The following is a 25699-nucleotide window of genomic DNA, read 5'->3' as shown; positions in this document are numbered from 1 at the left end:
GGAATGATCTGACCCCATAAAGTTGGACAGTTAGTTAAGCAGTTTTTAAAAACTGGTTTCTATATTGTACAGGGGATAAACCTTGTAGCTTCACCTTGATTCTCTCATGATTATAATAATGAATGTACTCTCGTATAGTTTTCTCTAACTCATCAGTTGATTGAAATTTTTCACCATGAAAGCACTCCGATTTTAATATTCCAAAGAAGCTTTCTATTACAGCATTATCTAAGCAATTTCCTTTACGAGACATACTTTGAATTAAACCATGTTGCTTTAATTGCTGTTGATAATGAGCCATTTGATATTGCCATCCTTGATCTGAATGGAGAATTGGTTTCTCATGTCGCTTAAGTTTAGCTAAAGCATGAATGAGCATATCTTTCACTAACTCATAATTGAGTTTACGTTGGATCCGGAAGGTAATAATTTCCCCATTAAATAAATCTATAATTGGTGATAGATAAAGTTTTTCACCGTTAACATTAAATTCCGTCACATCAGTTGCCCATTTCTGGTTGGGACGGTTCGCTTTAAATTGCCGTTGCATAATGTTATCGGCCACCATCCCGACACAACCACTTTTATATGAGCGATATTTTAGTGCTCTGATACGTGATTTAAGTCCCATAGTTTTCATAAGACGATATACACATTTATGGTTGATTATTATTCCTGTACTTTTCAGAGCAAGAGTAATTCTACGATAGCCATAGCATCCCTTATGCTTGTGATATATGGACTTGATCTGCTGTTTTAACTCAGTATATTTATCCTTAGAGCGTACAGCTTTCATGTGATAGAAATAAGTACTACGAGCGATCTTGGCAATACTGAGTAAGAGCTTTAATGGATAAATTTGCCTTAATTCTGAAATAACTTGAACACTGTCTGCAGTAGAAATTGAATTTAGGTACGTTGCTTCAGTTTTAAGGCTTTTAGCTTTTTTAAAAAGGCAACCTCTGCTCGTAAAGCGGTCACTTCATCAATGAGCTCCTGCTGAGATTTATCTTTGTCATCTTTTACAGACTTGGTTATTTTAGTTTTATCTTGTTTAAGCATATTGGTATAAATCCTCGTGGTATTAAACCCAGCAATCCCTTCTTTATGATACTGAGCTAGCCACCTTCTTAAAATTGACGTCCCGCTCAGATTTAACCGTCTTCTAACTTCTCTTACCGGTATCTTATCAAGAAGCATTTGTACAGCCTTGATTTTAAATTCGGAAGAGTAGTAGGTTTTTTTAGTTTTAACATTCAGGCCATCTTCACCTTGTGCCTTATAGTTTTCAATCCATAAGCGGATGGTTTGGAGATCTACATTAAATTCTTGTGAAAGGATTTTATATCCTTTACTTCCCTCTAAATAAGCTTGAATGACTTTTAATTTTAACTCTTTTGAATGCTTCGGAATTGGCATAGAGCACACCTCATAAGTTTTAAAAGTCTAACTTATGGGGTGCAGTTCAGAACGGGAGGGGGACACCTTCGGGTGTGCTGGCTCTATGACCAGTCCGTCAACCCTCTTTCGTTCTGCCACCATAAATTTAATGTCTGGCAGAACTCCCAATAAAAAGGAGTTGGCTTTGCACATCCATTATTTCTTGGCGGCCCTTGCCATAAGCTATTACGACACAGCTTAAACGTTTAAAGCAGTTTGATCGCCCTAAGGTTTTCAAGCTTTAAATCGTCACGACCAAAAAACTTACTCAACAATAAAACTTGAGATGTGCCAAGCACAGTCTTTATAGGCTTTGCTGCGCCTTTTTTTCTCCCAGAAAGGGCACAGGTTTTTTATCTCATTTATATACAACAAGAATTTTTATAACGGTAAAACTATGCCAAAGTTAGTGCTTTCCTCCCGTGCCATACAAGTTATTAATACGTCGATTGATTTATTTCAGCATCACGGCTTTCATACGGTTGGGGTCGACAGAATTGTTAAAGAGTCAAAAATTACCAAAGCGACCTTTTATAACTTTTTTCATTCAAAAGAGCGGATTATTGAAATTTGTCTGATCGTACAAAAAGAACGTTTAAAAGAAAAAGTGGTTTCAATTGTTGAGTACGACCAAAGCGCAAGCGTAAAGGAAAAACTTAAGAAACTTTATTTCTTACATACTGATTTAGAGGGACTGTACTATTTATTGTTTAAAGCCATGTTTGAAACAAAACTGACTCATCCAAAAGCCTATCAAACCGCAGTGAGATATAGAACATGGCTCATTAATGAAATCTATAGCCAGCTTAGAGCACTCAAAAGGGATGCGACTTTTCAGGACGCCAAGCTATTTCTATATATGATTGAAGGCATAATTATTCAGCTTTTAAGTTCAGATGGGGCAGTCGATCGGGAAAAGGTGTTGGATTGTTTTCTCATCTCTATGATCAATCATCATTAGTTAACGAGCTCGCTTTTAAAAAGATCACCTCTTCGGACTCTTTCGGTCAATGTCGGCGCTTCTAGATTCTTCGTTACCATGCTGTATTTATCTCCATTCAAATGTTAATAAGATTAATACTAACCCCGAGGTGCGTACCTTATATGATCGGGAAATAAATATTATATTAAGGCTTATCTCTATTGGATCCAGAACTTTGGGATTTTATTTACTGAGCTAATTTTGAACGTGATTCCATCAATGTAAGTAAGTCTCTTTTGACATGATCAAACTCTTTTTTAGGGATGCAGCCATACAATTTACACAGGATAAAGAATGGATAATTTGAATTTTAAAACTCTAAAGAAGTATTGGCTGCGATTCGTGGGTATTGCTGTAATCGCGGGCTCTTTAGTATTGGCATTTGCTTGGGTCGCTGGTCTATTTGGACATCGCACCACAAGCAAAACTTTTTTGGGAGACTCATTAAATAACTTTGATCCCGGATATCGACGTGCACACGGTAAGGGTATTTGTTTTGATGGTACTTACCACAGTAATGGTGCGGCGGCGGCACTCTCTAAAGCCACTGTATTTGCCAAGTCTGATATACCCGCGATTGGCCGTTTTTCTATTGGAAGTGGTAACCCGCATGCGGCAGATAATTCGACAGCAACAGTAAGTATGGCTTTATTACTTTCCGCAGCTGATCATTCACAATGGCGCATGAAATTAAACAACTTTCCCTATTTCCCTACGCGAAATGCAGAAGGTTTTTTGGCGCAGCAAAAAGCATTTAAACCAGTTCCATCTACTGGCAAACCCGATCCAGCCCTTGTTGAGGCTTTCTTAAAAGAATATCCAGAAGCACGTAAGTCTATTGAGCAAAAGGCGAAGATGCCATTAACCGGTAGTTTCAGCGGCGCAGAATTTTATGTCGTAAATGCTTTTATATTGCAGGCCGCTAATGGACAAGAACAGCCAGTTCGTTGGTCTATGCGTCCTCATTCAAAATTTATTAGCCTGACGAAAGAACAACGTGATCAAGCTGGCCATGATTTCTTATTTAAAGACATCAAAAAACGTTTAGCTGAAGGGCCGCTCTATTGGGATTTGGTTTTGCAACTTGCCGAGCCGGGAGACCCAGTGAATGACCCATCTCAACCTTGGCCAAAAGAACGTAAAGAAGTGATAGCAGGAACATTGGAAGTCAAAAATGTAACTGAACAGGTAAATGGCGTTTGCCGTGACATTAACTTTGATCCAACACTAGTTCCACCCGGAATTGAGTTATCAGATGATCCGGTACTTGCCGCTCGAGCAAGCATCTATTCACAGTCTTACAATGCTCGCTTACGTGAAATTGGATTTGGCAAAGCAACGGATGCCGTGGGCAAATAGGAGAGATCAGCCATGCAAAACAAATCTAACAATAATGCTCCACGTCATTTTAATTTGACTGCTCGAATACTACATTGGCTTATGGCGGTAGCGATTTTGGCCATGCTATTTATTGGTGTGGGAATGACAACCTCAATCACTTGGCGTCCGTGGTTAATCGATATCCATCGTCCTTTAGGAATCGCAATCTTATTATTGGTCATCATAAGGTTAATAAACCGACTCTATTTTCCAATTCCACCTTTGCCGCCGACTGTACCGCGCTGGCAGGCGTTTATGGCCCATGCATCACATTGGCTGCTTTATATTTTAATGTTTAGTTTGCCATTGCTCGGATGGGCTACGCTATCGGCAGGGAATTGGCCTGTAACTCTATTTCCGGGTTGGGATCTTCCACCAATCGCTCCAACCAACTCGACGCTCTATGCATGGTTCCGTACTCTACACGGAGTTTTAGCTTGGCTACTATTTGCTGTGGTTATTGGTCATCTGTCTGCTGCGTTATTACATGCATGGATTTATCGCGATGGCGTATTCTCAAGTATGGCTTTGGGTTCTTCTGAACCATCAAGTAATAGGTCTTCTGCTGAAAAGGAGAATGCTGATTGAGGGGAATTATTTAGCTCAGATCAGGCGGATGAGAGGGAAAAGCTTTGGAGTGCTTTTTAAATCATCTGTTTGAATCTAAAAATAATTTAAATAATAGGATGTATGGTTTGCTTAATTTTTGTTAGATGAGCAGACCATAGATCACGTGCAATAAGATGAGCTCATTACTTCGATAGAATCAAATCATCCGATCTAACTTTTTGTTTATATTATAAAAAAATAATATTTTGACTTTGTTGGCATATTATTGCTATTTTATTTTACGTTAATCGTAAATCAATTACGTATTGCATAATTAAAATGAATTAATTTAAAGCATGTCATGGAGAAGGGAATACCATGAAAGAAGTTGCATTAAGTGATCTGATCAATCAGCAGAAAGTTGGACGCTATCAAAAATTTATTCTGATCACCTGTTTATTACTGATGATTATGGATGGCTATGACATTCAGTCTATGGCTTACGCAGCCCCAATGATTATAGAAGAATGGGGCGTTCAAAAATCCATGCTAGGGATTGTGTTTAGCGCCAGCTTATTTGGTTTGTTTGTCGGATCATTTTTATTAAGTTCACTCTCTGATCGGTTTGGCCGCCGTCCCATCTTACTGATCTCAACCTTTATGTTCTCGGTATTGATGCTGGTGACGCCACATGTAGGTAATATTGAACAATTGACTGCAATCCGCTTTGTTACAGGAATTTTTTTAGGAGGGATCATGCCAAATGTTATGGCTTATAGCTCCGAAATTGTTCCATTCAAATCTCGTATTTTTACCATGATGGTCATTTCTTGTGGCTATACGGTAGGGGCAATGTTAGGGGGCGGTATATCCGCCTTATTAGTTCCTTGGGGAGGCTGGCAGGCAATTTTCTATTTTGGTGGTATTGTTCCTTTAATTATTTTCTTTATCACATATTTTAAGTTACCAGAATCTTTATATTTTTTGAGTGAAGATAATAAAAATACTCCTAAAATTTTATTTTGGTTAAAGAAGTTCTATCCGGCCTTAACATTTAATTCAGAAATAAAAATTATTAATAACACTGAAGTTGAGGTTAAAAAGTCGCCGCTTGAGTTGTTTAAAAATCAGCGCGCGTTTTTTACCTATTCCATCTGGATCATTAGTATCTTAAATATGATCAGTCTATATTTTCTGGCGAACTGGCTCCCGACTTTGGCCAAAGAGTCAGGACTTTCATTAAATCAGGCATTGATGATCGGTTCCACTCTACAATTAGGCGGTACGATTGGTAGTGTGGTGATGGGCCTTAAAATCGATAAGACAGGATTTTATAAAGTATTAATTCCTGTTTTTTTGGTTGCAGTGATGAGTGTTGCTTTAATTGGCTATGCGGTTAGCCATATTGTTTTATTATTTATTATCATTTTTATTGCTGGCTTTGCCATTGTGGGTGGGCAACCTGCGATTAATGCACTGTCTGCCAGTTATTACCCAGTTTCACTTCGTACTACAGGGGTGGGCTGGAGTATCGGAATTGCCCGTTTGGGTTCGGTCATTGGGCCGCTATTTGGTGGCTACCTTTCCCAATTTCTGGTCATTACCCATTTATTCGTGATTGCTGCAATACCTTCGCTACTCGTCATTATCATGCTGATGATTCAAGCTAAGTACCGATCATAAAAACTATTATATGCATCATGCACATATTGATTGTAATTATGATCGGTAAGTAGCTATAAAGAGTTGGTTAATGCTAGTTCATGAGCTATTTAACTCGATACCACGTTTGGTTTCGGCCAATTGCAGAAATACCAATGTAGCCACGCGCGGTAAGTTTTTCACCATCTGGCGATACTGTTAGGCTAAAGCGATAGGTCTTGTCTGACTGAGGGTCGAGAATAGATCCTTTGTCATATTTATTTTGACCCACACTTTTTAAATTTTTAACGATGGTTAAGCCAATCAAAGATTTGTTTTTGTAGGTACCTTCACACATCGTACATTTGTTAGCTTCACTTGGAACAAGTATTTTTTCGATATTTGCAGAGAGGTTGCCATTTTTATCTTGGTTAAATCTTACCAGCGCTCGAGGTTGATTGGTTGCATCATCAATGGTTTTCCAAACACTGCCATGTAGTTTGTCCGAAGCAAATGAATGAACCGAATAAAAGCTGAATAAAATTAATAATAAATATTTTTTCATATCAATAGTTTCTCTAATTAAAAATAAATGGTTTTTAAAGGCCAGAATTATTCATTTTAAATTTAACTTCACAATTTTCTCAGGATTAAATCTATAAGCTAAATAATATGCAAAGTTATAATCTATTTGTTTGGATATTATTTTGATCGGTTTTTTTATGCAATTGCGAGAATGGACAGAATGATTACGCAAGATTTAAAAGCAGATTATAAATTACTGATAATTTTTAGAAGTAGTGGGGTGATTAAACTGCATACAATTTGATAAATAATGACAAAATTTACGCTTAGGAGAAATAAAAAACATCCACTACTTTTTAAATTGGTTAGATTGCGTGTAACTCATCACAAATTATAAAAATAATATGCAAATCATGTGATTAGTATAGATTGACACTGTGCAATATTAAGTCTTATAACTAAAGAATCCTGAAAAGCTGTTTCTTTAATAGGAACAGAAAAAACACAATATAAAGATGATTAGACATTAGAACAAAAAGTTAAGGAGAAGACATGAAAGTCATTAGACATGCCTTATTTTCTCTTATGGGAATGCTGATAATAAATAGTGCAGATGCTGGCAATGCATCTACATCATTAAGGGTCAGTTTAACCATTCTAGAAACTTGTGAAGTTTCCACACAAGGAAACCTAGATTTTGGTTCGGTTGAACGTGCTCAGCCAGTTCCTACTGCAAGAACGGATGTAACTGTGCAATGCAGCAAAAATACACCCTATCAATTGGCTGTAACCTCTGACAATAACTTTGAACTTAAATCTACTTCCAGCCCAGCATCTGTTGCATATGTACTTTATCAAGATGCAGGCCATACTCAAATTTGGGGAGGGGCGGCAGATAAAGTTCGTTCACGAATTGCGACAGGGATGAAAGAAAATATTCCTATTCACGGGGCAATCATATCAAGTACGAATGTTCAGGCAACCAAGTATGAAGATTGGGTTCGTGTGAATGTTATATATTAATTGTAGAAACCAAAATAATTATAAATATCAAAAACTAATTTATAAAAAACCTGTTTTTAGGGGTGAATAGAGTATTTTAAAAAGCTACACCAAATTATGGTGTAGCCAGCTGCTTTGATAGAACTAAGCACCACGCATTAGTGCTGCTACCGCTTTTTCCAGAAATTGTAGAGTCACTGGTTTGAGCCAAGTACCGTCAGCAAGGCTTGGTTCATTTTGCATTGCTGTACGGATTTTTTCTTGAGTACTTGGGTTTTTGCCAGCATAGCCTTGTAGCATAGAGAGCCATTGTTGTGCCAAATGCTTCGCTCCATCACTATCTGGTGTGACCTCGGCATCAATCAATTTTTCAATATCGACCAATAATTGAGGCCATTTTTTCATCTCACGAATGTAATTTTCTTTTAAAAAAGTAAACTCATCATCAGATAAATAACGGGCAAAAATACTCAGCTTACTCTCAGAAAAAGCTTTAAGTAAAAACTCAACAACTTCTGGAGTTACGCCTAATTTTTCCTGAAATTCAGGTTCGGCTGAATTTATGGCATTTAGTTTAACTAACCATTCTGGGTTAGCTCGCGTATTGTGCTCAAGAGTTTTCATCCACTTTCGTGCCAGGTCTTGAGCGGCTTCGCTATTAGATGATTCGCCAGCATTAAATAGTGCATTTGCTGCTTGAGTTAACCCTTGCCATTCTTGGTGGCTTTTAGTGCCTGCTTGTAAGAAAGTAAGTTTTTCAAGTTCTTCTTTTGTAAAGTATTTGTCAAACATCGCTATAAGCTCCAGTGTTTTTAGCCAATCCTCCAAACCAAGCTCTTCACCACTTATGATCTGAGATTTAAGTTTGCTGAGCTGATTTCGCAATTTCTTTTGCTCTGTCAGCCTTTGATCAATTGCTTGAATCTGCTGATCAATAATCGGTAAAAGTGCAAGATTGGGGTCTTCAAGAACCGTATGGATTTCGGCTAACGACATTCCCAGTCCTCGTAATGCTTGAATCTGATGCAAACGAGTAATGTCTTTACGGGTGTATAGTCGATAACCTGTATCGGAACGGACCGAAGGCTGAAGTAAACCGATATCGTCATAGTGATGAAGAGCACGGACAGTAAGTCCTGTTTGCTTAGCCAATTCACCAACTTTTAACAGCATCTTTTTAGCTCCTTCTTCCTTAGGCGTGTTTTATGCTAGGGGCTTACGTTACGTGAGGGTCAACTACTTTAAATCATATTTTTTCATTATTTTCGCTTTAGTAAATATTCGAATTTATCTCTTTATTTCAATAATTACCTGAGTTTCATTGCGAGATCTTAAAAAAAGGTCTTTTAAAGTGAGTTGGTTTAATAATTCCTAATGAGGTCGTCTATCCAGTCAGAAAACACCCGTACTGCTGGTGAAAGAAAACGCTGATGTGGATAAAGTAAAGTCACGGCAACAGGTGGTGGACACCAGTCTTGTAATACTGCGATTAGTCGTTTTTCTTTTAAGTGATCTATCACAAGTCTTTCTGCAAGTTGAGCGAGGCCATATCCTTCAAGGCACATTTTGATATAAAGCTCAGTTTCATTAACGGCAACAGTACCATTCATTTGTACGGTTTTTTTTTCTTCATTTCGTACAAAGCGCATTTCACCAGCGTGTCTGTTGCTCCCTGAAAAATAATGAATAGCTCGGTGATGTTCCAAATCATTGGGAGTTTGTGGAAATCCATTTTCTTTTAAATATGCAGCTGAAGCGCATGTGACCCAGTGAAACTCACCAAGAGGGCGGGCTACCAGCGTGGAGTTCTCTAAATTTCCCATGCGGATTACACAGTCCACGCCTTCCTTAATCAGGTCTACTTGTCTATCGCTGACACCTATCATGAGATAAATATCAGGATAACGCTGTTGAAACTCTTGCAGATTGGGCATGATGACCGAATGAGCAATGCCCGCAGGCATATCAACTCGTAATCGGCCCTGTGGCTGTTTGATGGCGTTAGTCAGGTTGGATTCGGTGTGTTCAATGAGGTCGATTATTTCTCGGCACTGGATGAGATATTCTGCTCCCTCTGGAGTCAGGCTAACCCGTCTCGTTGTCCTATTTAATAGGCGTACCTGTAAATACTTTTCAAGATTTTTAACTGTGCTGGTGACTGTTGAAGCGGGTAGTGAAAGTGCTTCTGCCGCGTGGATAAAGCTCCCAGCTTCTGCCACCCGAACAAAAATCTGCATTGCCTGAATACGATCCAATCTCATACCTTTGTCCCAATACTATACTCACACTCTTAGATTATTCGTTTTTACTGAATAATAAAAACAGTTTAACCAGCTTTTTCAGCATTATCACTTCAGATAGATTTTCAGCATACATTTGAGAAGTTGGAATAATGATGACTGATTACAACAGAAACATAGTGCAGCTGACTGAGTCTTCGCCAAATAGAACACTGATTCGCGGGGCGACGATCCTAAGCATGGATAGCGTAATTGGGAACATGGTTCGCGGAGATATTCTTATCGAGAACGGTACGATTATCGCCGTTGGTGAAAATTTAGAAGCCGAAGGTGCAGCTATTATTGATGCATCCAATATGATCGCGATGCCGGGTATGGTTGATACTCATCGACATTCATGGGAAGGACAATTACGACGGATTAATCCGAATGCCGAAAGCTTAGAAGACTATTGCAACGCGACGCATTATTCTTTTGCCAAGTATTATCGCCCAGCAGATATGTACATCGGTAATTTGCTTACAGCTCTAGGTTGTATAGATGCGGGTATCACAACATTGATTGATAACTCACACAATAGTCGCAGTGCGGCCCACTCTGATGCGGCTGTTGAAGCTTTACTAGATGCTGGTATTCGGGCTGTACACGCTTCTGGTGCACCAGTAACAGGAGATTGGGATAGAGCGAACTGGCCTAGTAATCTCGAACGTCTTCAAGAAAAATATTTTAAAAATAGTAAAAACGGTTTGGTATCATTAGCTGCCATGGCTCAGTTAGAACCCGAATTATGGGCTGAGGCACGCAGATTAGGGCTACCAATCATTACTGAATTTTTTGGTGGGGAAATGGCTGCTGCACTAGAGGGTCTGCATCAACAAGGTCTGTTAGGGCCAGATAATATCTTTAACCACTGTACCTCGCTGCCAGATGCTGGATGGAAAATTTTGCGCGAAGCTGGAGTGCGAGTAAACGTATGCCCACGATCAGATGCTCACTATGGTATCGAAGACGGTATGTTTGCCATGCAATCGGCTCTACGTCATGGCATTAGACCTGGTTTGAGTGTAGATAATGAAACGTCTTATAGTGGCGATATGTTTATGGAAATGCGCGTAGCATTTTACTTACAGCGTGTAATGGGCATGCACCAAAACAAATGTTGTGGTTCGGCACATTCGCCAGTGACCTTTCAGGCGCAAAACCTTCTCAAAGCTGCAACGGCTGATGGTGCTACTTGTGCAGGTCTGCAAGAAAAAATCGGCAGCCTGACACCCGGTAAACAAGCTGACCTGATATTAATTCGAACGGATGACATTAACCTTTATCCGTCTGGTAATGCATTTGGCACGGTTGTTCATGCAACTGAACGCAGCAATATCGATACGGTGATGATTGGTGGAAGAATCGTTAAACGTGACGGTAAAGTGTTGGGTGTGGACAGTGAGCAACTTCGTGCAGCGATTGATGAATCTCGCCAGCATCTTTTCGTTGCGGCTGGTTATACTCCAGATATTTTTACCGAGACGTTTCTACCTCTGGAATAAGTTGTCTAAGAGGGAGCAAACAATATGTCTATAAATGTTATCTATTACCTCATGGCTTTTGGTGCGGGGCTGGGGATTACTCTACAAACCACATTGAATGGCCAACTGGCTAAAGGTATAGGCGGGAATTCTGTCGCTGCGGCATTATTTTCATTTACTGCTGGTGCGGTATGCCTTGGGATTTATTCTCTAATGCGAGGAGGAATAGCTACTTCGCTGATCGCTATTCCAACCCAGCCGTGGTGGACCCTTTTAGGTGGGGTTCTAGGTTCTTGCGCATTACTGAGCTACGTAGTCCTTGCACCTAGAATCGGGTTATCGGCTTTGCTGGGGCTGGCAATTGCTGGACAAATTATCTCGTCATTGTTGATTGATCATTTTGGATTACTAGGGGCGGCCGAACGACCAGTTTCCATGTTTAAACTATGTGGAACAATGGTCATGCTGATAGGTCTAGGGATTGCTCTTTTCGGTGACAGATAAGAGGCTTTAAAACCAATATTGTTGATATAAAGTGACTTCAAGCCATTCCAGTCATGGGGTGGCAATATATTTCAGTCATTAAAGACCAGTGAGCCACCTAAACATTTAACAAATCAACAGCAATCGATATTCACCATCTTTTTCAACAGGTGCTCGATGAACACAAGGCAAAACCTTTTGAGTTGGATGATCTACGGCCAAACGCCAAATATGTCCCGTGCCTAAATTTACAGGTTGGGCAGCGGGTTTAGGCTGATAATGCAAATCAAAAAAATACTCTGCCAAAAATGCTTCAAATTCAGCTTCTGGGCCATCATGTAATTCTTTGAGCTTTTCTCTAATTTCGGGAATTAAAACTTTTTGTTCAACCTGATTATTGGGCACAATATCACTGGCAGCGCCGTGATAGGTACATAAGAATGTATCGGTTTCAATTGGAGAGCGATCAACATGAAATGAATATACATCTGTTGAAATGAAGCCTAGCTCTTCATCGCGTTCATAATGTTTAAGTAAGTTAAGTACTGGCGATGCGCCGAAATCAGTTAACTGCTCGATATCTTCTAAAATAGTTTTTCTTGCCAGATTGCCTTTTTCTGAAAGTTGTAGCGCTAAAAGGTCTTCAACAGAAACTTCTGTAATATTTTCTTTTAAATGAAGTTTACTCACAATCTCTTTAAAGTCGCCAACCAAATTTCTGTGCCAGCAAATCGCATTTGTCTCTCCTTGAAACTTTGTATTTACAAGTTCAGGGAAACTAGACACTTGTCTAATTTGTTTGCTGTCAGAAAACGCATTCTTCATAGGAGAATTAAATAAAATAATAGAGCATGTCTAATATTATAGCCTGAGCTTAGCTAAAAAATATTCCCTTGCAATTTATTACGCCAGCTTAAACTTACTTCAGAAGAACATTATTTGCCTCTGAAGTAAGGTCTTTAAAGGTCGAGTAATTTATTTACCACTCATATTTAACACCCACTCGAAAATTAGTCGGAGCGCCGTAATAGCTATTTGTGGTGCCTAAATGGTATTTCTCATTAAATAAGTTATTAACATTAAAGTTAAGCATTAGATTATTGTTGACCTTATAACGTGCCATTAAGTCGACTAAAGCGTAACTTTCTTGAGTAAATCTACCTGTTGCAGAGACCGCATTTTTTTCATAGATTTCGCTTTGCCAACGAACACCGCCACCAATGGTCAGGGCTTCATCAAGATAAGGCAGGGTATAGGTGGTAAACAGTTTGACTGTGTTATTTGGCACACCGGTATTTAATCGGTTGTCTTGGCTATCTTTTGATAAGTTACGGCTAAAGCTTGTGGAAACTTGCCATAAATCAGTCAACTTACCTGTCGCTTCAATTTCAAAGCCGCGACTTTTGGTGCCAGATTCTGTTCGATAGGCTTGTGAACCATCTGGAGCAAATACATCTGCTAATGCAATCGCTGTATTGTCCTCTTTAGTTTGATAAATAGCAGCGCCAACATTTAATTGATTATCAAAAAACTCACCCTTAATACCCAGCTCGGTACTATTACCTATTAATGGGTCTATGTATTCGCCTGTAACAGCTTTCTTATCTTGTGGTGAAAAAATATTGGTGTAGCTTGCATACGCAGTCCAGTTGTCAGTGAAATCATAGGTAATGCCCACATAAGGAATCACCTTGCCACTTTCTTCTTGTGTTGTGTAGGTGGTCTTATTATCAGCATCTGAATGGTTGCCAGTTACGCGCTCCCAGTCTTCAATTCGAGTGCCTAAAATGACTGCAAGATTGTCGGTTGCTTTAAGACGAACAGCACCAAAAATAGATTGGCTACGATCATCGCCACTGTACCAACCATCTATTTTTGTTTCGGGGCGGTTAGGTGTACTGCCATCCCAAGCAAAAATATTTTTTAGAGTTCCATCCCATGTCATTCCGTTATTCCAGCCCGAATAGGTTGGACGTTTATTTTTGCTTTTTGTGTAAGTTGTGCCTAACACCACGTCATGAGTTTGATTAAACAAATCAAATGAACCGTTTAAGGTTAAATTGAATAAGTCTTGAGTAGGGCGATAATCCCAACGGGTTGCATACAACATTGCCCCGCTACCAGTAGCTTTATCAATCCCTTTACTTGAGAAGGTATAACCTACAATTTCATCCGAATCTGTAATGGTTCTAGACACCATACCTTTTAATTTCCAGCGGTCATTAAACTGGTGTTCAATATCAGCAAAGTAAGATGTCGTTGAACGGTCTGAACCCGTCCAACTCGCCGCCGCTGAATCTGAACGGGACCAGTTAATCGGTGTGCCATCTGTATAAAAGCTTGGTAAACCACCTCTAGCGACACCAGTCAAATCGAGTTGTTGGTAACTTGCACCCAAACTTGCTTTGGTTTGTTCAGTTAAATCAGCTTCTAATACGGCATAAGCCACTTTACGTTCTTCATTGTAGCGGTCGATATAAGAGTCTGACTTTTGGTAGGCAAAAAGAGTACGACCACGGATACTTCCAGACTCATTAAGGGGGGTAGAAACATCAATATCGGTACGGTAGGAATCCCAAGAACCAATGTCAGCACTCACCGAAGCCTTAAAGTCTTGTAATGGTTTTTTTCGGACCAGATTAATACTTGCGCTTGCACTGCCAGCACCTGTCATTAAGCCATTTGCACCGCGCACGACTTCGACTCGGTCAAATAAAGCCATGTCCTGACTTTGGAAAATACTTGCATATGAACTCATGAGCTTCACGCCATCGAGTAAATAACTATCTACTTCTTTGCCGCGAGCGTAAATAGGTGAATTATCACTACCAATATTGCCGCCTTGTTTAATAGAGAGTCCTGCTGCTTGACTGACAACATCGGTTAATTGGGTGAGGTTCTGATCTTTCATTTGTTGGTTGGTGATTACACTGACCAGCTGAGGTGTTTCTCGCAAACTTAAAGCTAAGCCATTAGAAGCGGTGGTCGCCTTCGCCGTATATAAACCTGAACCTTCGGTTGTTAAATTTTCACCATGATCAGCATTAACATGAATTGTTGCTAAATGCGCCGTACCTGTTTCACTGCCTGCCGTATTAAATTCATTATTGTTATTCGCTTTTGTTTTAATGGCTTCTAACTGAAAAACTTTGGGTTCAATTGGAGCGGGTGGAGCCTTCACTCGGATGCTATAACCACTATTGTTGACTTTAACGGCTTCAAATGGATGGTTTTGTAATAACAGACTTAAAGCATCTTCAACAGCGTAATTCCCTTGAAGCCCTTTGCTTTTTGTTTTTGAAAGACTGGCATTATCGTAGCTAATGGTGGTACCTGTTTGAATAGCCAGTTGTTTAATGGCCTGATCAAGCGTGCTCTGGCGAATTGAAATACTATAAGTTTGCGCAGCGTAAATAGAAGTTGAGGTAAGCGCCGTGACCACCAATGGCGTACTCCATAGCACTGCACGTATAGCCAAAGCCAATTTACTTTTTGCTTGATAATCCTTCATGTGGTCTTCTCGACAGGGAGTGTATTTCTCTATAAGTCGAACCAGATCAAAAAAAGGGTCACATTTTTTTATCTTTTTTTAATATTTAACAAATAGGGACTGTAATAATTCAATTCAAGTTGATGGCTATAGGCCAAAGTTTCTAAGCTTTGCTCAGGGTTCTTTAGAGAAAATACGCCAGAAATTTTTATATTTTTTAATTCGGGGGCGAGATGGTAAGTTCCTTTTTTATAAAGAAATAGTTCATCCAGCACTTTTTGAAGTGGCCATTGATCTACAACCAAAAGTTGTTGGGTCCAATAGGGCTGATCGTTATCGAGAGGAAGAGCTTTTGATATATATTTTTCATCAAAAAAAGCACGTTGACCTTGTTTTAATATTTGGCGTTTAGACGAGTTCTCTGGTTCAATGGCTACTGCATGTTTATAGACTTTGACTTTGGTTTGTTCGCTATTTTCTTGATGAACCGTAAATTGAGTACCTAAGGCTTCTACTGAACCATTCTTGGTTTCGACAATAAATGGCCGATGTTGAGCATCCTTTGCCGTTTCAATATAAATTTCTCCATCAATCAGCTTTATCTGACGTTTCTCTTGCGTGAAATTTACATCGACATAGCAATCACTTGCCATAATCAGTTGAGAACCATCCTTTAACGATACTTTTTTAATTTCACCCACTTTGGTGTGATAGTCCGACTGCCATTTTTCCCAAGGTATGAAATAGGCAGACAAGCCAACGATGACTAAACCTGAAAGGCTCAACAGCATATTGCGTTTTGCAGCAAGATTAAATTTTTGATTAGACTGAACTAAAGCTTTGGAAGGGAAGTTACCTGCGAGGTTTGATAAACCGTGGCTAAATTTTTCCATTTGCTGGAGTGCTAGCTGGTGTTCTTTTTTTTCGGCTTTCCACTGCTCAAATTGTTGTTGCTGTAATGCTGTCATTTCACCCGAATGTAGAAGTACCAACCAGTCTGCGGCTGCATCTAAAACATGAGGAGGAATTTTATTAATAGCTGACATACAGTAGAAATTTGAGCGCGTTGAAAAGGGTTAATTATAGAGGTCTATACAAGCCAAAAAAGCTTGTTTCATATCTCTTTTCACAGTAGCTTCAGAAATATTCATTTTTTCACTAATTTCTCGATAAGTCATGCCGTCTAGTTGAGACATCAAAAAGACCTGAGCCGTGCGGGTGGGTAGTTTTTCTAATATTAAATGAACTTGATATAGGGTTTCTTGAATATAAACTTCATGTTCAGCAGAGGGATAATATTCTTCTGGAAGATGCTGTAGGGCGTCTAGATATAAGTTTTCAATATGCTGACGGCGCCAATGGTCAATAATGACATGTTTGGCGATGCCCATAAGCCATGCCTGTGGTTCCTTAATTTTTTGAAAACAATATCCACTTTTAAAAGCACGATAAAACACTTCCTGACTCAGGTCTTCAGATTGATGATGGTGCTGAATTTTGTGTTTAAACCATGATAAAAGCGTAGTTTGCTGAGAACGGTAAATTTGGCTAAACCATACGTGTTTCTCTACATTGAAGTTCATAGCGGCGGAGTCCACAAATTGGCAATGAGTAGCGCAATTAAACACACAGTTAAATTATTATTAAATAGTAATGATAATTATTATTAATATCAATAAAGAGAGCTCTATATTCTAAAAATTCTTATGCTCTAATTTTTCGCTATTTAGGGCCTGTACCTTAGTCGCAGACACATGTATCGTTAGGGGATGATCCTTTAAAATTATAAGGTGTTTGATAAGCAACGTCGTTCAATTAAACAACCAAACTATACCACCACGATAAAACAACAACAGTCTCAAGATGAGTCGTATAAATAACAAGGAATAAAACATTTTTTTTTTGGTAAATCTTGAAGTGGGGTATCAATGATCCAGATGAGGGGCTATGAAAAAATATTTTATGGTTGATTTATTTATGTTCGCTTCGTCTTATTTTAAAAAACACAAGAAAAATTACCGCAGCCTAAAGGACCAGCAGCTTACAATCGCCGCAAAAGCCAATATCTTTATTTGCATTATTTTTTGTTTGTTTTGGACCACATATTTTATATTTGCAAAAATGTGGTTAATTGTGGGTATGGATATCATTTTTACACTGATCTCCATCTTTAGCCTTTTTCTTATTTATATAAACCGCATTTCAGCGGGTATTCTTTTATCTCAAGTCGTTCTGCTTGTTTTTCCAGTCATTTTTTGTTTATTTTTTGATGTCGCTACAAGTGACCGTCCGCAAGTGGCTCAATTGTTTTTACCCGCTGGGGCGATATTGGGATATTTGAATTACCGTAGAAATCCAAGCTTTTTACGAGCTACTTTAATTCTTTTGTCGATTGGATGCTTTATATTTTTTAGTGGCAGCTCTTTTAATCTTGAGAGCACCATACCTTTACCGGAAGATATTCGTGACCATGGGGGATGGATTGCAACTTGTGTCGCTACGCTCATGATCTGTATTTCAATTTACACCATGCAATTAGAGATACAAACTGAAAGCACTATGGTGCAAGACTTACGCTTAGCGCTTGCTAAACAACAGTTTGAGCTTTTTTATCAACCACAAGTCAATGCCTCTGAAACACTGATAGGCGCGGAAGCCTTATTAAGATGGCATCATCCTGTTTCAGAATATATTCCTACAAAAGATTTTATTCCGTCGGCACAAAGTTTTGGCTTAATGCCAGAGATCGGGGAGTGGGTATTGGCTCAAGCCTGTAAAGTTTTACATGACTGGAGCAAAAAAGCCGAGACTAAAGATCTTACGCTTTCAATCAACATTAGTCCTGATCACTTCATGCAACCAAACTTTGAGCAAACTGTGATTGGGTTGATTCAAAAATATGAGGTCAATCCATCTCGGCTCATATTAGAAATTACTGAAAATATTGCTTTAACGAATTGTGTAAGTATGATCGAAAAAATGCAGTTCTTATCTAAACAAGGAGTTCAGCTTTCTCTTGATGATTTTGGTACAGGTTATTCATCTTTAAGCTATCTACAAAAAATGCCCATCAGTCAAATCAAAATTGATCGTAGCTTTGTACAGGCAGCTTTGGATGATAAACGCAGTAATAAATTAGTCACTGGTATTATTAAAATTGGACTGGATTTAAACCTTCGCGTGTTAGTAGAAGGCATCGAAACTCATGAACAATTTAGTACTTTTAAAAGTAATGGATGTACTGAGTTTCAAGGCTATTTGTGGGGCTGTCCGATGCCTTTAAATGATTTCTTAGAACAGATAGCCCATTTCAAAAAATAGGCAAAAGGATAATTAAAAATCTTAATTTAACAGCAGAATTCTAAATATAAGAGATTTACGCTTTTTCTCCAAAATCTAACTCCGAGTGTTTTAATCCTTGGTATAAGTACTTTATAAATATTAATATTTCTACTCTTTAAATAAATTTGACTTAATCATGAGTGGTAAACCAAGACTATTTAATAAGCTAGTTCGAGAATTTGGTACATTCTTACTTTCTAAATCAAGAAGCTCAATAAATTCTTTATTAAACTGTTTTCTAGGATACTTTTCTAAAATTTCCTTTTGAAAAGATAGGGGGAGTTTATATAGACCATCGCTAATCACATCACAGGATGCGCCTTGCTGTAATAGTATAATTTCTGCAGGGTCAGAATGATCTATATAGCCGTTCATATGTAAGCAGATAGCATCTTTAATGACTTCACTTTTCTTATCATCAAAGCTATGTTCTTTGGCCTTTAGTTCAAATTGTTTAGCACTCTCATAGGTAAAACAGTTACAACCTTTACTATGAATATGTTGCTCAGTTAAGCCAATATCATGAAAAAGTGAGGCTATTAAAAGTGATTCATCATCAAATTGCTGTTTTTGTATATGGCCTAGGGCAGCGCCCCAGAAATAGGTTCGCCATGAATGATTGTAGATAGATATACTTGCTTTAGTTTCGAGCTCATCAAGCGCGACTTTAACCATTTGAGTATCGGGTATTACGATCTGATCAAAATCAAAATCATGAGAAGTTTTGAATCGAAAGTAATTTATTTTTATAGAGGCCATAACACTTGGCAGCATAATTTTTTGAATTAACTTAATTTTCTCTTTGAAGCTGAGCTGACCATTGGTAGCTTGCATCCAGTGATACGAACCAATTCTTTTAGTTTTCATTATTAGATCTCATTTTAGAGTAATTACTCTAAAATATTATCATAGATGATTTTTTGCAAGTTTTCTCTTTTAAGACATCATTAGTCTTTTGATTGTTATGTTTTTTTAAGTATTAACAACTAACAGGAATCTCATAAGTTACAAATTCGTATTTTGGGCCTGTAGATTTTGAAACTACTTTCCCTCCTAGAGATTCTGCAATTTTTCGACTTGGAGCGTTAGCTTCAGCAACTGGATAAATAAAATAGTCTGGTTTAACAAAGTCTATTGCCCACTTAGCGACTGCTGATACAGCTTCTCTTCCATAACCATGATAATGATAATCTTCGCTTATCCATATGCCTAACTCTGGATGAGGAGTTTGCATACGATGGAGGCCAACAAGGCCTATAAATATTTGAGTATGTACATCTCTTATAACAAATATAATTTCAGATCCAGTTTCGAAGTTTTTTAACCAAGCATTCCAAGTTTGATCAAACTCATGTCTTGGTTGAGGGTCCCACGCCATATAGCGTGTCAGAGTAGGCGTAATACAGTTATATGTCTCATCGGCATCTTCTGCCGTAAAAGGAGTTAGATTGAGTCTTTCAGTAGAGATACTCACTTCATGTAAATCCATAATCTTTCTTATATAAATTACTTAAGTTTAATTGTTATTAAAAATATATTATTCATAGTAGGGTTAAAATAAATAATAAACTATCACTAATAATAGCTATAAAAAAATTTTATTTTTGGATGTTAAAAATAGAGGAACACATTCATGAACTATCCATAAAATGTGTTTAAACATTCTGATGGTATACTTTATTGGAATAGACAAAGATGGGAGAAAATAGTGTCTTACGCATGTCTATGTTGTGGTTATCTTACATTTGATGACTTAGCCTATGATTCGTTTGAAATCTGTCCAATTTGTTTTTGGGAAGATGATAATGTTCAAAATGAAGATCCTGATTATATGGGTGGGGCAAATGGCATTAGCTTAAATATGGCTAAACAAAATTTTCAATTATTTGGAGCAATAAAAAAAGAATTGATACCGTATGTCCGTAAACCTCTTGAAAAGAAAATACCTTGATAAATAAATATACTTGTATGAATGGGATGGAATAAAATTACATATTTACATCCTATGTAATAAGGTTTTATCAATTTATTGGAATTCTTAAAGCAGAAAAAATAGCCATTTGTCTTTATTTTAGTCTTTTATAAACCCCAATTTAACAATAAATTTTAATTATTTAGCCTTACTTTTTTAATGGTCTAATTTAAATCAAATGTCATTTTGTGTGCTTGACTGCAAAGGGGTTGGGCACTATTCTTTGCCTGCTGGCCACATTGCCAGTCGGTCGTCGCGGACCGCTTTTTTCGACCACATCAGGATTATTTCTTCTGAGGAATAGTCTTGTGTGCATCTCGTTCCCTCCCGTAGCGGTAGGACGGGAGAGGGACACCCTCGGGTGTGCTGGAGTCGAAACCAGTCCGCGAACCCTCTTCCGTTCTGCCACCATAATTCTAATGTCTGGCAGAACTCCCAATAAAAAGGAGTTGGCTTTGCACATCCATTATTTCTTGGCGGCCCTTGCCAAAAGCTATAACGACACAACATAAACATTTAAAGCCGTTTGATCGCCGTAAGGTTTTCAGGCTTTAAATTATTTCGTCTTAAAACTTAATCAACAATAAAACTTGAGATGTGCCAAGCACAGTCTTACGGGCTTTGCTGTGCCTTTTTTCTCCCAAAAAAAGTATCTCATTTAGAAACAACAATAATTTTTAGTGGTAAAAATATGCCAAATTTAGTTCTCTCAACGCGTGCAATACAAGTCATTAATAAGTCGATTGATTTATTTCACCATCACGGCTTTCATACGGTTGGAGTCGACCGAATGGTGAAAGAGTGTGCAATTACCAAAGCAACTTTTTATAACTTTTTTCATTCAAAAGAGCGGTTTATTGAAATCTGCCTAATTGTGCAAAAAGAACGTTTAAAAGAAAAAGTAGTTTCAATTGTTGGGTATGATCAAGGCACAAGCGTGAAGGAAAAACTCAAACAGCTTTATTTCTTACATACCGATGTAGAGGGAATGTACTACCTTTTATTTAAAGCCATTTTTGAAACGAAACTGACCTATCCAAAAGCCTATATAACCGCGGTGAGATATCGCACATGGCTACTTAATGAAATCTATAGCCAGCTTATAAAACAAAAAACCGATGCTACCTTTCAGGATGCCAAGCTATTTTTATATATGATTGAAGGTGCAATTATCCAGCTTTTAAGTTCGGATGTGGCAATTGAGCGGGAGAGAGTGCTTGAGTGTTTTTTGCTGGGGTTCGGGTAAAGGAGTACGGAATCTAAGTTTGTTGATCAAAGTTAGATGAAGATATATCAATCGTGAAGCAAATTTAAATATACAAAGATTTGCTTATTAAACTAAGTCTGAACGAGGCTGCTGTTCTAATAACTGAGATATATTATTTTCAAGCCAATCCGTTAAATCAAAAAGTCTATCGGAAGCTTCTCGACCAAAGTCGGTTAGTTGATAATCTACTCGAGGGGGTACTTCAGCATAATCCTGACGGAAGATAAAGCCATCTTGCTCGAGTAACTTTAAGGTTTGTGCCAGCATTTTTTCACTAATGCCATCAATTAATTTTTTTAATTCATTAAAGCGCAAACGCTGATCACGTAATGCAACTAAAATTAAAACGCTCCAACGGCTTGTTAGTGTTAACAAAATTTTTCTAGATGGACAATTTGCTGCAAAAACTAGACCTTTCATTGCTCATTACCTGCATTACAAAAGTTTACATTTAATGCTGAACTTACTTTTAGGTAAGTACTTACTTTTAGTAAGTGAAGATACTACGATGATTGAAATATTTCAATTACATCAGATGGAGATCACCATGCGTATTGCAGTTACTGGTGCAACAGGTCAACTTGGTCAATTCGTTATTTCTCAATTACTTGAACGGACCGAAGCAAAAAATATTGTGGCATTAGTCCGTAATCCAGAAAAAGCTTTAGATTTAAGTTCAAAAGGGGTAGAAGTTCGTCCTTTTGATTATGTTAATGATGTAGAAAAACTTTCAGAGCAACTGCAAGGTATTGATAAGCTTTTATTAATTTCATCAAATGAAATTGGTCAACGCACAGTACAACACCAAAATATTATTAATGCAGCAAAACTCGCGCATGTAAAATTTATTGCTTACACAAGTTTATTAAAAGCAGATGTAACACCGCTTTTACTTGCACAAGAACATGTTGAAACTGAACAATATTTAAAAGCGTCGAATATTCCCTACACGTTATTACGCAATAACTGGTACAACGAAAATTATGCAATGGGTCTTAAACAAGCAGTTGAGCATGGCAAAATTTTTGGGGCAACTCATCACGGTAAAGTTTCTTCTGCTTCACGTCTAGACTATGCAACAGCGGCTGCTGTGGTATTAACGCAAGATGGGCATGAAAATAAGATTTATGAGCTGGCAGGTGATACAAGTTACACCCTTGATGATGTAGCAAAATGGACAAGTGAAATCACTCAAAAAGATGTAACTTATCAAGATTTACCCGAAGAAGAATATAAAGCATTCTTAGTGCAGGTTGGTGTACCAGAAGGGTTTGCTCATATATTGGCTGATTCGGATGAAGGCGTGTCTAAAGACGGTTTATATAGTGATAGCAAAGATCTGCATCAGCTCATTGGCCGTGCAACGACAAGTATGCAAGAAACTGTGAAAGAGTTTTTAAAATAAGCTGATTTTCTTTCGCTTAGACTGACACGAAATTTTAACTTGATATTTAACAATGGTAATTTTAGAATCCGCCCAACTAATTTTTAGGAGCTTCAATGTGAGTACTTGCTCGAGTGACAGTAGTCGATCGGTAATAGTCTAAGTATCCACTGAAGTCCTGACAGACCTCTTTTTGTGGATGCAAGAAGAGGTTTTTTATTTCCATCTTTTCATTTCTATTATTAACCCATGATTTATTCATGACGGGTTGCAGTACTTGCATGTGCTCCATGACTTATGGGAGTGATGCCAGTGTTATTTACTTTAAAGAAACGCTCACTTATTTCTGGTTTCTGTTTATTCGCATTATCTAGCGCGAGCCATAGTGGACGACCTATGGTTGTTGACGATGCCGCTCTTGTTTCTCCAAAAACTTGTCAGCTAGAAACATGGGCACAGCATAACTCTGACAGCAAAGAATATTGGGCAACACCAGCCTGTAATTTTGGTGGCAATTTTGAATTTGCTGTAGGGATGGGGAGAGTAAATGATGATACTGAGCATGTCAGTTATGCAACTCTACAAGGTAAGACCTTATTAAAGCCTTTAGAAACGAATGATTGGGGAATCGGCTTTTCTTTTGGCACTCAAATCAATACTAAGGATTCTTCAAAGAAAGATTGGACGTTTAATGTTCCTTTAAGTCTTTCTACTTTGGATGATAAATTTTTAATCCATGCCAATATGGGATGGTTACGTGAAAATACCACACATAAAAATCAAACCACGTGGGGAATTGGAACCGAAACACAACTTGCTAACCCATTAACGTTCACTGCCGAAATATATGGTAATGACCGAAATGATGCCTTTTATCAAACAGGTTTTCGATACATTGTCTATAAAGATTTTGTTCAATTAAACGCAAGTTATGGCAACCAAATTTCTCATCATGATAATGCTTTTTTCTCTGTCGGAATTGTGCTTCTAACAAAGCCATTTTTACCTTAATGACTTAGAAATATCTTAATAAAGTATTTAAAAAAAGTGCTCTTTTAAACAGGAAAGGGCACAAACAAAGAAATTTAAAAAGGTGAGCATATATTTCATTCAAAGAAATTTTCTCTCTCTTCTTTTGATTTCATCTAAAACATAAAGTAAAGTGCGTTCACAAGATATTAAATAAAATGAATGGCTTGTTATGAATATTATAAAAGGTACTAATTTTTGGAGATTACTTTCTATTATATTAGGTTTTATTATTTTTCTAGGATTGTATTATTTTTTTATTGTATATCCTAAGGATACAGAGCAAGCCAGAATAAGATTTTCAGAAGAAGTCATGGCTTCTTTTTTTTGGATGGACTTATCTGATGAAGTGGAAATAAATAGTATTATTTTAAAAGAAGGGCTAGAGTTAAACTCCATTAATGATGAGATATACATTAACGATTTGAATGGATTAAGCTCATTTTATGTTTGGAATGGTGAACATAAAGAAATGAAAGATGTCTTAAATAAATATTCTGAGTATTCATATTTTGGTAATAAGGGCATTCGAGGATTATGCTTAAAGCTTATGTTTGTACAACAATATAATCAAAAAATTCAGCAGAAAAATTATTCTTCACCAAGGCTATTAGCATCAAAAAATATTAATAAACGTAATCTGGAAACTATCTCTCCATGGTTAAATGATATGAAGGCTTTTGATGAGTTTTATAAAGCTAAGCACATGATTCCAAATTGTAAAATATAGATATGGCTTCTAAAAGTTTTCTTTCTACGCTTGCACGGAAAAGTAAAGAAAATAGAGGAAATATAGCCTTATGCTCTATTCTTTTTATTATTCCTTTATTTGTATTTCCTGCTTATCCAAAAAATGAATGGCAGTACGAGCTATATCAATACATCACACAAACTATGCATGTGACTGTTGGTACGAAAGGGCCATTACCGTTTTTTACGATTCTTTATAGCATTTACATAACCATAGTCATGTTCTTTGTGGGTTGTGTTATCTCATATTTTTTTATTAAAAAATATGGAATTAATAAAGCATATCAAGAAGAAATTTATAAATTCTTTTTTAAAGCCGAGTTTGAATCTTCAAAAAAATACCCTTGGTTAGAAAAGCCTCTAATTAAAAAGACTTTAGTCTCAAGTACATTTGCTGGTTGTTTTGTTATGGGAATTTTTCACTTTATTGAGGATGATATTACTCAGCAAAGGCCTAGACGTAGAGGTGGACTCATATCATTCTGTTATAACTATAGAGTCGGGGTTATGTTTTGGGAAATCATAAGTACTGCCTTTAGTATTTTTCCTATTTTTTATTTTGGCTTGTTATTCTTATACATCTTTAATTATTTTTTTCGCGGGTTAGGTACAGGTAAGGTGATTATTCCTTTAGAAGTGCCAAGCAAAAAACGAAAGAGAACTAGGAAGGTCTGATATTTCCCCTTTTAATTGATTAAAC

The 25699-nt window shown here is 37.6% G+C and carries 25 protein-coding genes and 1 pseudogene; 14 read left to right on the top strand and 12 right to left on the bottom strand.

Going from position 1 to position 25699, the window contains the following annotated elements; all coding sequences use genetic code 11:
• Window positions 1-34: 34 nt before the first annotated feature.
• The gene (locus J690_RS24840; RefSeq protein WP_230445321.1) at window positions 35-877 is read right to left on the bottom strand and encodes an IS3 family transposase; all 843 of its coding nucleotides are present in this window, start codon (window positions 875-877) and stop codon (window positions 35-37) included.
• 32 nt (window positions 878-909) lie between these two features.
• Window positions 910-1419 carry a helix-turn-helix domain-containing protein gene (locus J690_RS24835; RefSeq protein ID WP_002120495.1) on the bottom strand — a complete coding sequence of 170 codons (510 nt, stop codon included), beginning with the start codon at window positions 1417-1419 and terminating at the stop codon, window positions 910-912.
• Window positions 1420-1837: 418 nt separating this feature from the next.
• Between J690_RS24835 and J690_RS21755 the strand changes: the two genes are divergently transcribed.
• From J690_RS21755 to J690_RS21740, 4 genes are all read left to right on the top strand, one after another.
• Window positions 1838-2401: a TetR/AcrR family transcriptional regulator gene (locus J690_RS21755; RefSeq protein ID WP_032038381.1), complete on the top strand. Its 564-nt coding sequence runs from the start codon at window positions 1838-1840 to the stop codon at window positions 2399-2401.
• 315 nt (window positions 2402-2716) lie between these two features.
• Window positions 2717-3781, top strand: coding sequence for a catalase family peroxidase (locus tag J690_RS21750; RefSeq protein WP_032038376.1), 1065 nt, complete (start codon window positions 2717-2719; stop codon window positions 3779-3781).
• 12 nt (window positions 3782-3793) lie between these two features.
• Window positions 3794-4390 (top strand): cytochrome b, encoded by a 597-nt coding sequence (locus J690_RS21745; RefSeq protein WP_032038374.1) that lies wholly within the window; start codon window positions 3794-3796, stop codon window positions 4388-4390.
• Window positions 4391-4729: 339 nt separating this feature from the next.
• A complete protein-coding gene (locus J690_RS21740; RefSeq protein WP_032038372.1) occupies window positions 4730-6034 on the top strand; it encodes an MFS transporter in 1305 nt (434 codons plus the stop codon).
• Between the two features lie 85 nt (window positions 6035-6119).
• Here J690_RS21740 and J690_RS21735 read toward each other — a convergent pair whose 3' ends face one another.
• On the bottom strand, window positions 6120-6557 hold the full coding sequence (locus J690_RS21735; protein ID WP_032038369.1) for a DUF2147 domain-containing protein: 438 nt from the start codon (window positions 6555-6557) through the stop codon (window positions 6120-6122).
• A 512-nt stretch (window positions 6558-7069) separates the two neighbouring features.
• On the opposite strand from J690_RS21735, the gene J690_RS21730 reads away from it, so the two are divergent.
• On the top strand, window positions 7070-7540 hold the full coding sequence (locus tag J690_RS21730) for a Csu type fimbrial protein (protein WP_032038367.1): 471 nt from the start codon (window positions 7070-7072) through the stop codon (window positions 7538-7540).
• A 123-nt stretch (window positions 7541-7663) separates the two neighbouring features.
• Here J690_RS21730 and J690_RS21725 read toward each other — a convergent pair whose 3' ends face one another.
• Complete coding sequence (locus J690_RS21725; protein ID WP_032038365.1) at window positions 7664-8692, bottom strand: MerR family transcriptional regulator; 1029 nt, start codon at window positions 8690-8692, stop codon at window positions 7664-7666.
• Window positions 8693-8880: 188 nt separating this feature from the next.
• Window positions 8881-9780 (bottom strand): LysR family transcriptional regulator, encoded by a 900-nt coding sequence (locus J690_RS21720; protein ID WP_032038362.1) that lies wholly within the window; start codon window positions 9778-9780, stop codon window positions 8881-8883.
• A gap of 134 nt (window positions 9781-9914) precedes the next feature.
• Between J690_RS21720 and J690_RS21715 the strand changes: the two genes are divergently transcribed.
• On the top strand, window positions 9915-11303 hold the full coding sequence (locus J690_RS21715) for an amidohydrolase family protein (protein ID WP_032038359.1): 1389 nt from the start codon (window positions 9915-9917) through the stop codon (window positions 11301-11303).
• 24 nt (window positions 11304-11327) lie between these two features.
• Window positions 11328-11786 (top strand): DMT family transporter, encoded by a 459-nt coding sequence (locus J690_RS21710; protein WP_228133006.1) that lies wholly within the window; start codon window positions 11328-11330, stop codon window positions 11784-11786.
• 105 nt (window positions 11787-11891) lie between these two features.
• Here J690_RS21710 and J690_RS21705 read toward each other — a convergent pair whose 3' ends face one another.
• From J690_RS21705 to J690_RS21690, 4 genes and pseudogenes are all read right to left on the bottom strand, one after another.
• Window positions 11892-12590, bottom strand: a complete 699-nt coding sequence (locus J690_RS21705) for a DUF1826 domain-containing protein (protein WP_032038354.1) — start codon at window positions 12588-12590, stop codon at window positions 11892-11894.
• A gap of 154 nt (window positions 12591-12744) precedes the next feature.
• Window positions 12745-15276, bottom strand: a complete 2532-nt coding sequence (locus J690_RS24640) for a TonB-dependent siderophore receptor (RefSeq protein ID WP_032038352.1) — start codon at window positions 15274-15276, stop codon at window positions 12745-12747.
• Window positions 15277-15334: 58 nt separating this feature from the next.
• A pseudogene (locus J690_RS21695) lies at window positions 15335-16301 on the bottom strand (FecR domain-containing protein).
• Between the two features lie 30 nt (window positions 16302-16331).
• Window positions 16332-16838: an RNA polymerase sigma factor gene (locus J690_RS21690; protein WP_032038346.1), complete on the bottom strand. Its 507-nt coding sequence runs from the start codon at window positions 16836-16838 to the stop codon at window positions 16332-16334.
• Window positions 16839-17202: 364 nt separating this feature from the next.
• Between J690_RS21690 and J690_RS21685 the strand changes: the two genes are divergently transcribed.
• Window positions 17203-18576 carry a putative bifunctional diguanylate cyclase/phosphodiesterase gene (locus J690_RS21685; RefSeq protein ID WP_032038344.1) on the top strand — a complete coding sequence of 458 codons (1374 nt, stop codon included), beginning with the start codon at window positions 17203-17205 and terminating at the stop codon, window positions 18574-18576.
• A gap of 129 nt (window positions 18577-18705) precedes the next feature.
• Here the strand turns inward: J690_RS21685 and J690_RS21680 are convergent, their stop codons facing one another.
• Together J690_RS21680 and J690_RS21675 are read right to left on the bottom strand one after the other, a co-directional pair.
• Window positions 18706-19464 (bottom strand): HD domain-containing protein, encoded by a 759-nt coding sequence (locus tag J690_RS21680; protein WP_032038342.1) that lies wholly within the window; start codon window positions 19462-19464, stop codon window positions 18706-18708.
• A 112-nt stretch (window positions 19465-19576) separates the two neighbouring features.
• A complete protein-coding gene (locus J690_RS21675; RefSeq protein ID WP_032003264.1) occupies window positions 19577-20086 on the bottom strand; it encodes a GNAT family N-acetyltransferase in 510 nt (169 codons plus the stop codon).
• 219 nt (window positions 20087-20305) lie between these two features.
• Here J690_RS21675 and J690_RS21670 point away from each other — a divergent pair, with 219 nt between their 5' ends.
• Both J690_RS21670 and J690_RS21665 read left to right on the top strand, forming a co-directional pair.
• A complete protein-coding gene (locus J690_RS21670; protein ID WP_032038339.1) occupies window positions 20306-20548 on the top strand; it encodes a CPCC family cysteine-rich protein in 243 nt (80 codons plus the stop codon).
• A gap of 712 nt (window positions 20549-21260) precedes the next feature.
• On the top strand, window positions 21261-21815 hold the full coding sequence (locus J690_RS21665) for a TetR/AcrR family transcriptional regulator (RefSeq protein WP_032038336.1): 555 nt from the start codon (window positions 21261-21263) through the stop codon (window positions 21813-21815).
• 87 nt (window positions 21816-21902) lie between these two features.
• Here the strand turns inward: J690_RS21665 and J690_RS21660 are convergent, their stop codons facing one another.
• Window positions 21903-22256 carry a winged helix-turn-helix transcriptional regulator gene (locus tag J690_RS21660; RefSeq protein ID WP_017481458.1) on the bottom strand — a complete coding sequence of 118 codons (354 nt, stop codon included), beginning with the start codon at window positions 22254-22256 and terminating at the stop codon, window positions 21903-21905.
• A gap of 127 nt (window positions 22257-22383) precedes the next feature.
• Here J690_RS21660 and J690_RS21655 point away from each other — a divergent pair, with 127 nt between their 5' ends.
• The 4 genes from J690_RS21655 to J690_RS21640 all read left to right on the top strand — a co-directional run bounded on the left by J690_RS21655 (window position 22384) and on the right by J690_RS21640 (window position 25674).
• Window positions 22384-23241, top strand: a complete 858-nt coding sequence (locus tag J690_RS21655; protein ID WP_032038334.1) for an SDR family oxidoreductase — start codon at window positions 22384-22386, stop codon at window positions 23239-23241.
• A 285-nt stretch (window positions 23242-23526) separates the two neighbouring features.
• Complete coding sequence (locus J690_RS21650; protein WP_032038332.1) at window positions 23527-24231, top strand: hypothetical protein; 705 nt, start codon at window positions 23527-23529, stop codon at window positions 24229-24231.
• 190 nt (window positions 24232-24421) lie between these two features.
• Window positions 24422-24979: a hypothetical protein gene (locus J690_RS21645; protein WP_032038331.1), complete on the top strand. Its 558-nt coding sequence runs from the start codon at window positions 24422-24424 to the stop codon at window positions 24977-24979.
• A 2-nt stretch (window positions 24980-24981) separates the two neighbouring features.
• Window positions 24982-25674 (top strand): hypothetical protein, encoded by a 693-nt coding sequence (locus tag J690_RS21640; RefSeq protein ID WP_032038330.1) that lies wholly within the window; start codon window positions 24982-24984, stop codon window positions 25672-25674.
• The last annotated feature ends 25 nt before the right edge of the window (window positions 25675-25699 follow it).

Origin of the sequence: Acinetobacter sp. 742879 (assembly GCF_000588535.1) — a bacterium.
Lineage (GTDB): Bacteria > Pseudomonadota > Gammaproteobacteria > Pseudomonadales > Moraxellaceae > Acinetobacter > Acinetobacter pittii.
The sequence above is the reverse complement of the archived record's forward strand: the minus strand, read 5'-3'. Positions and strand labels throughout refer to the sequence as shown.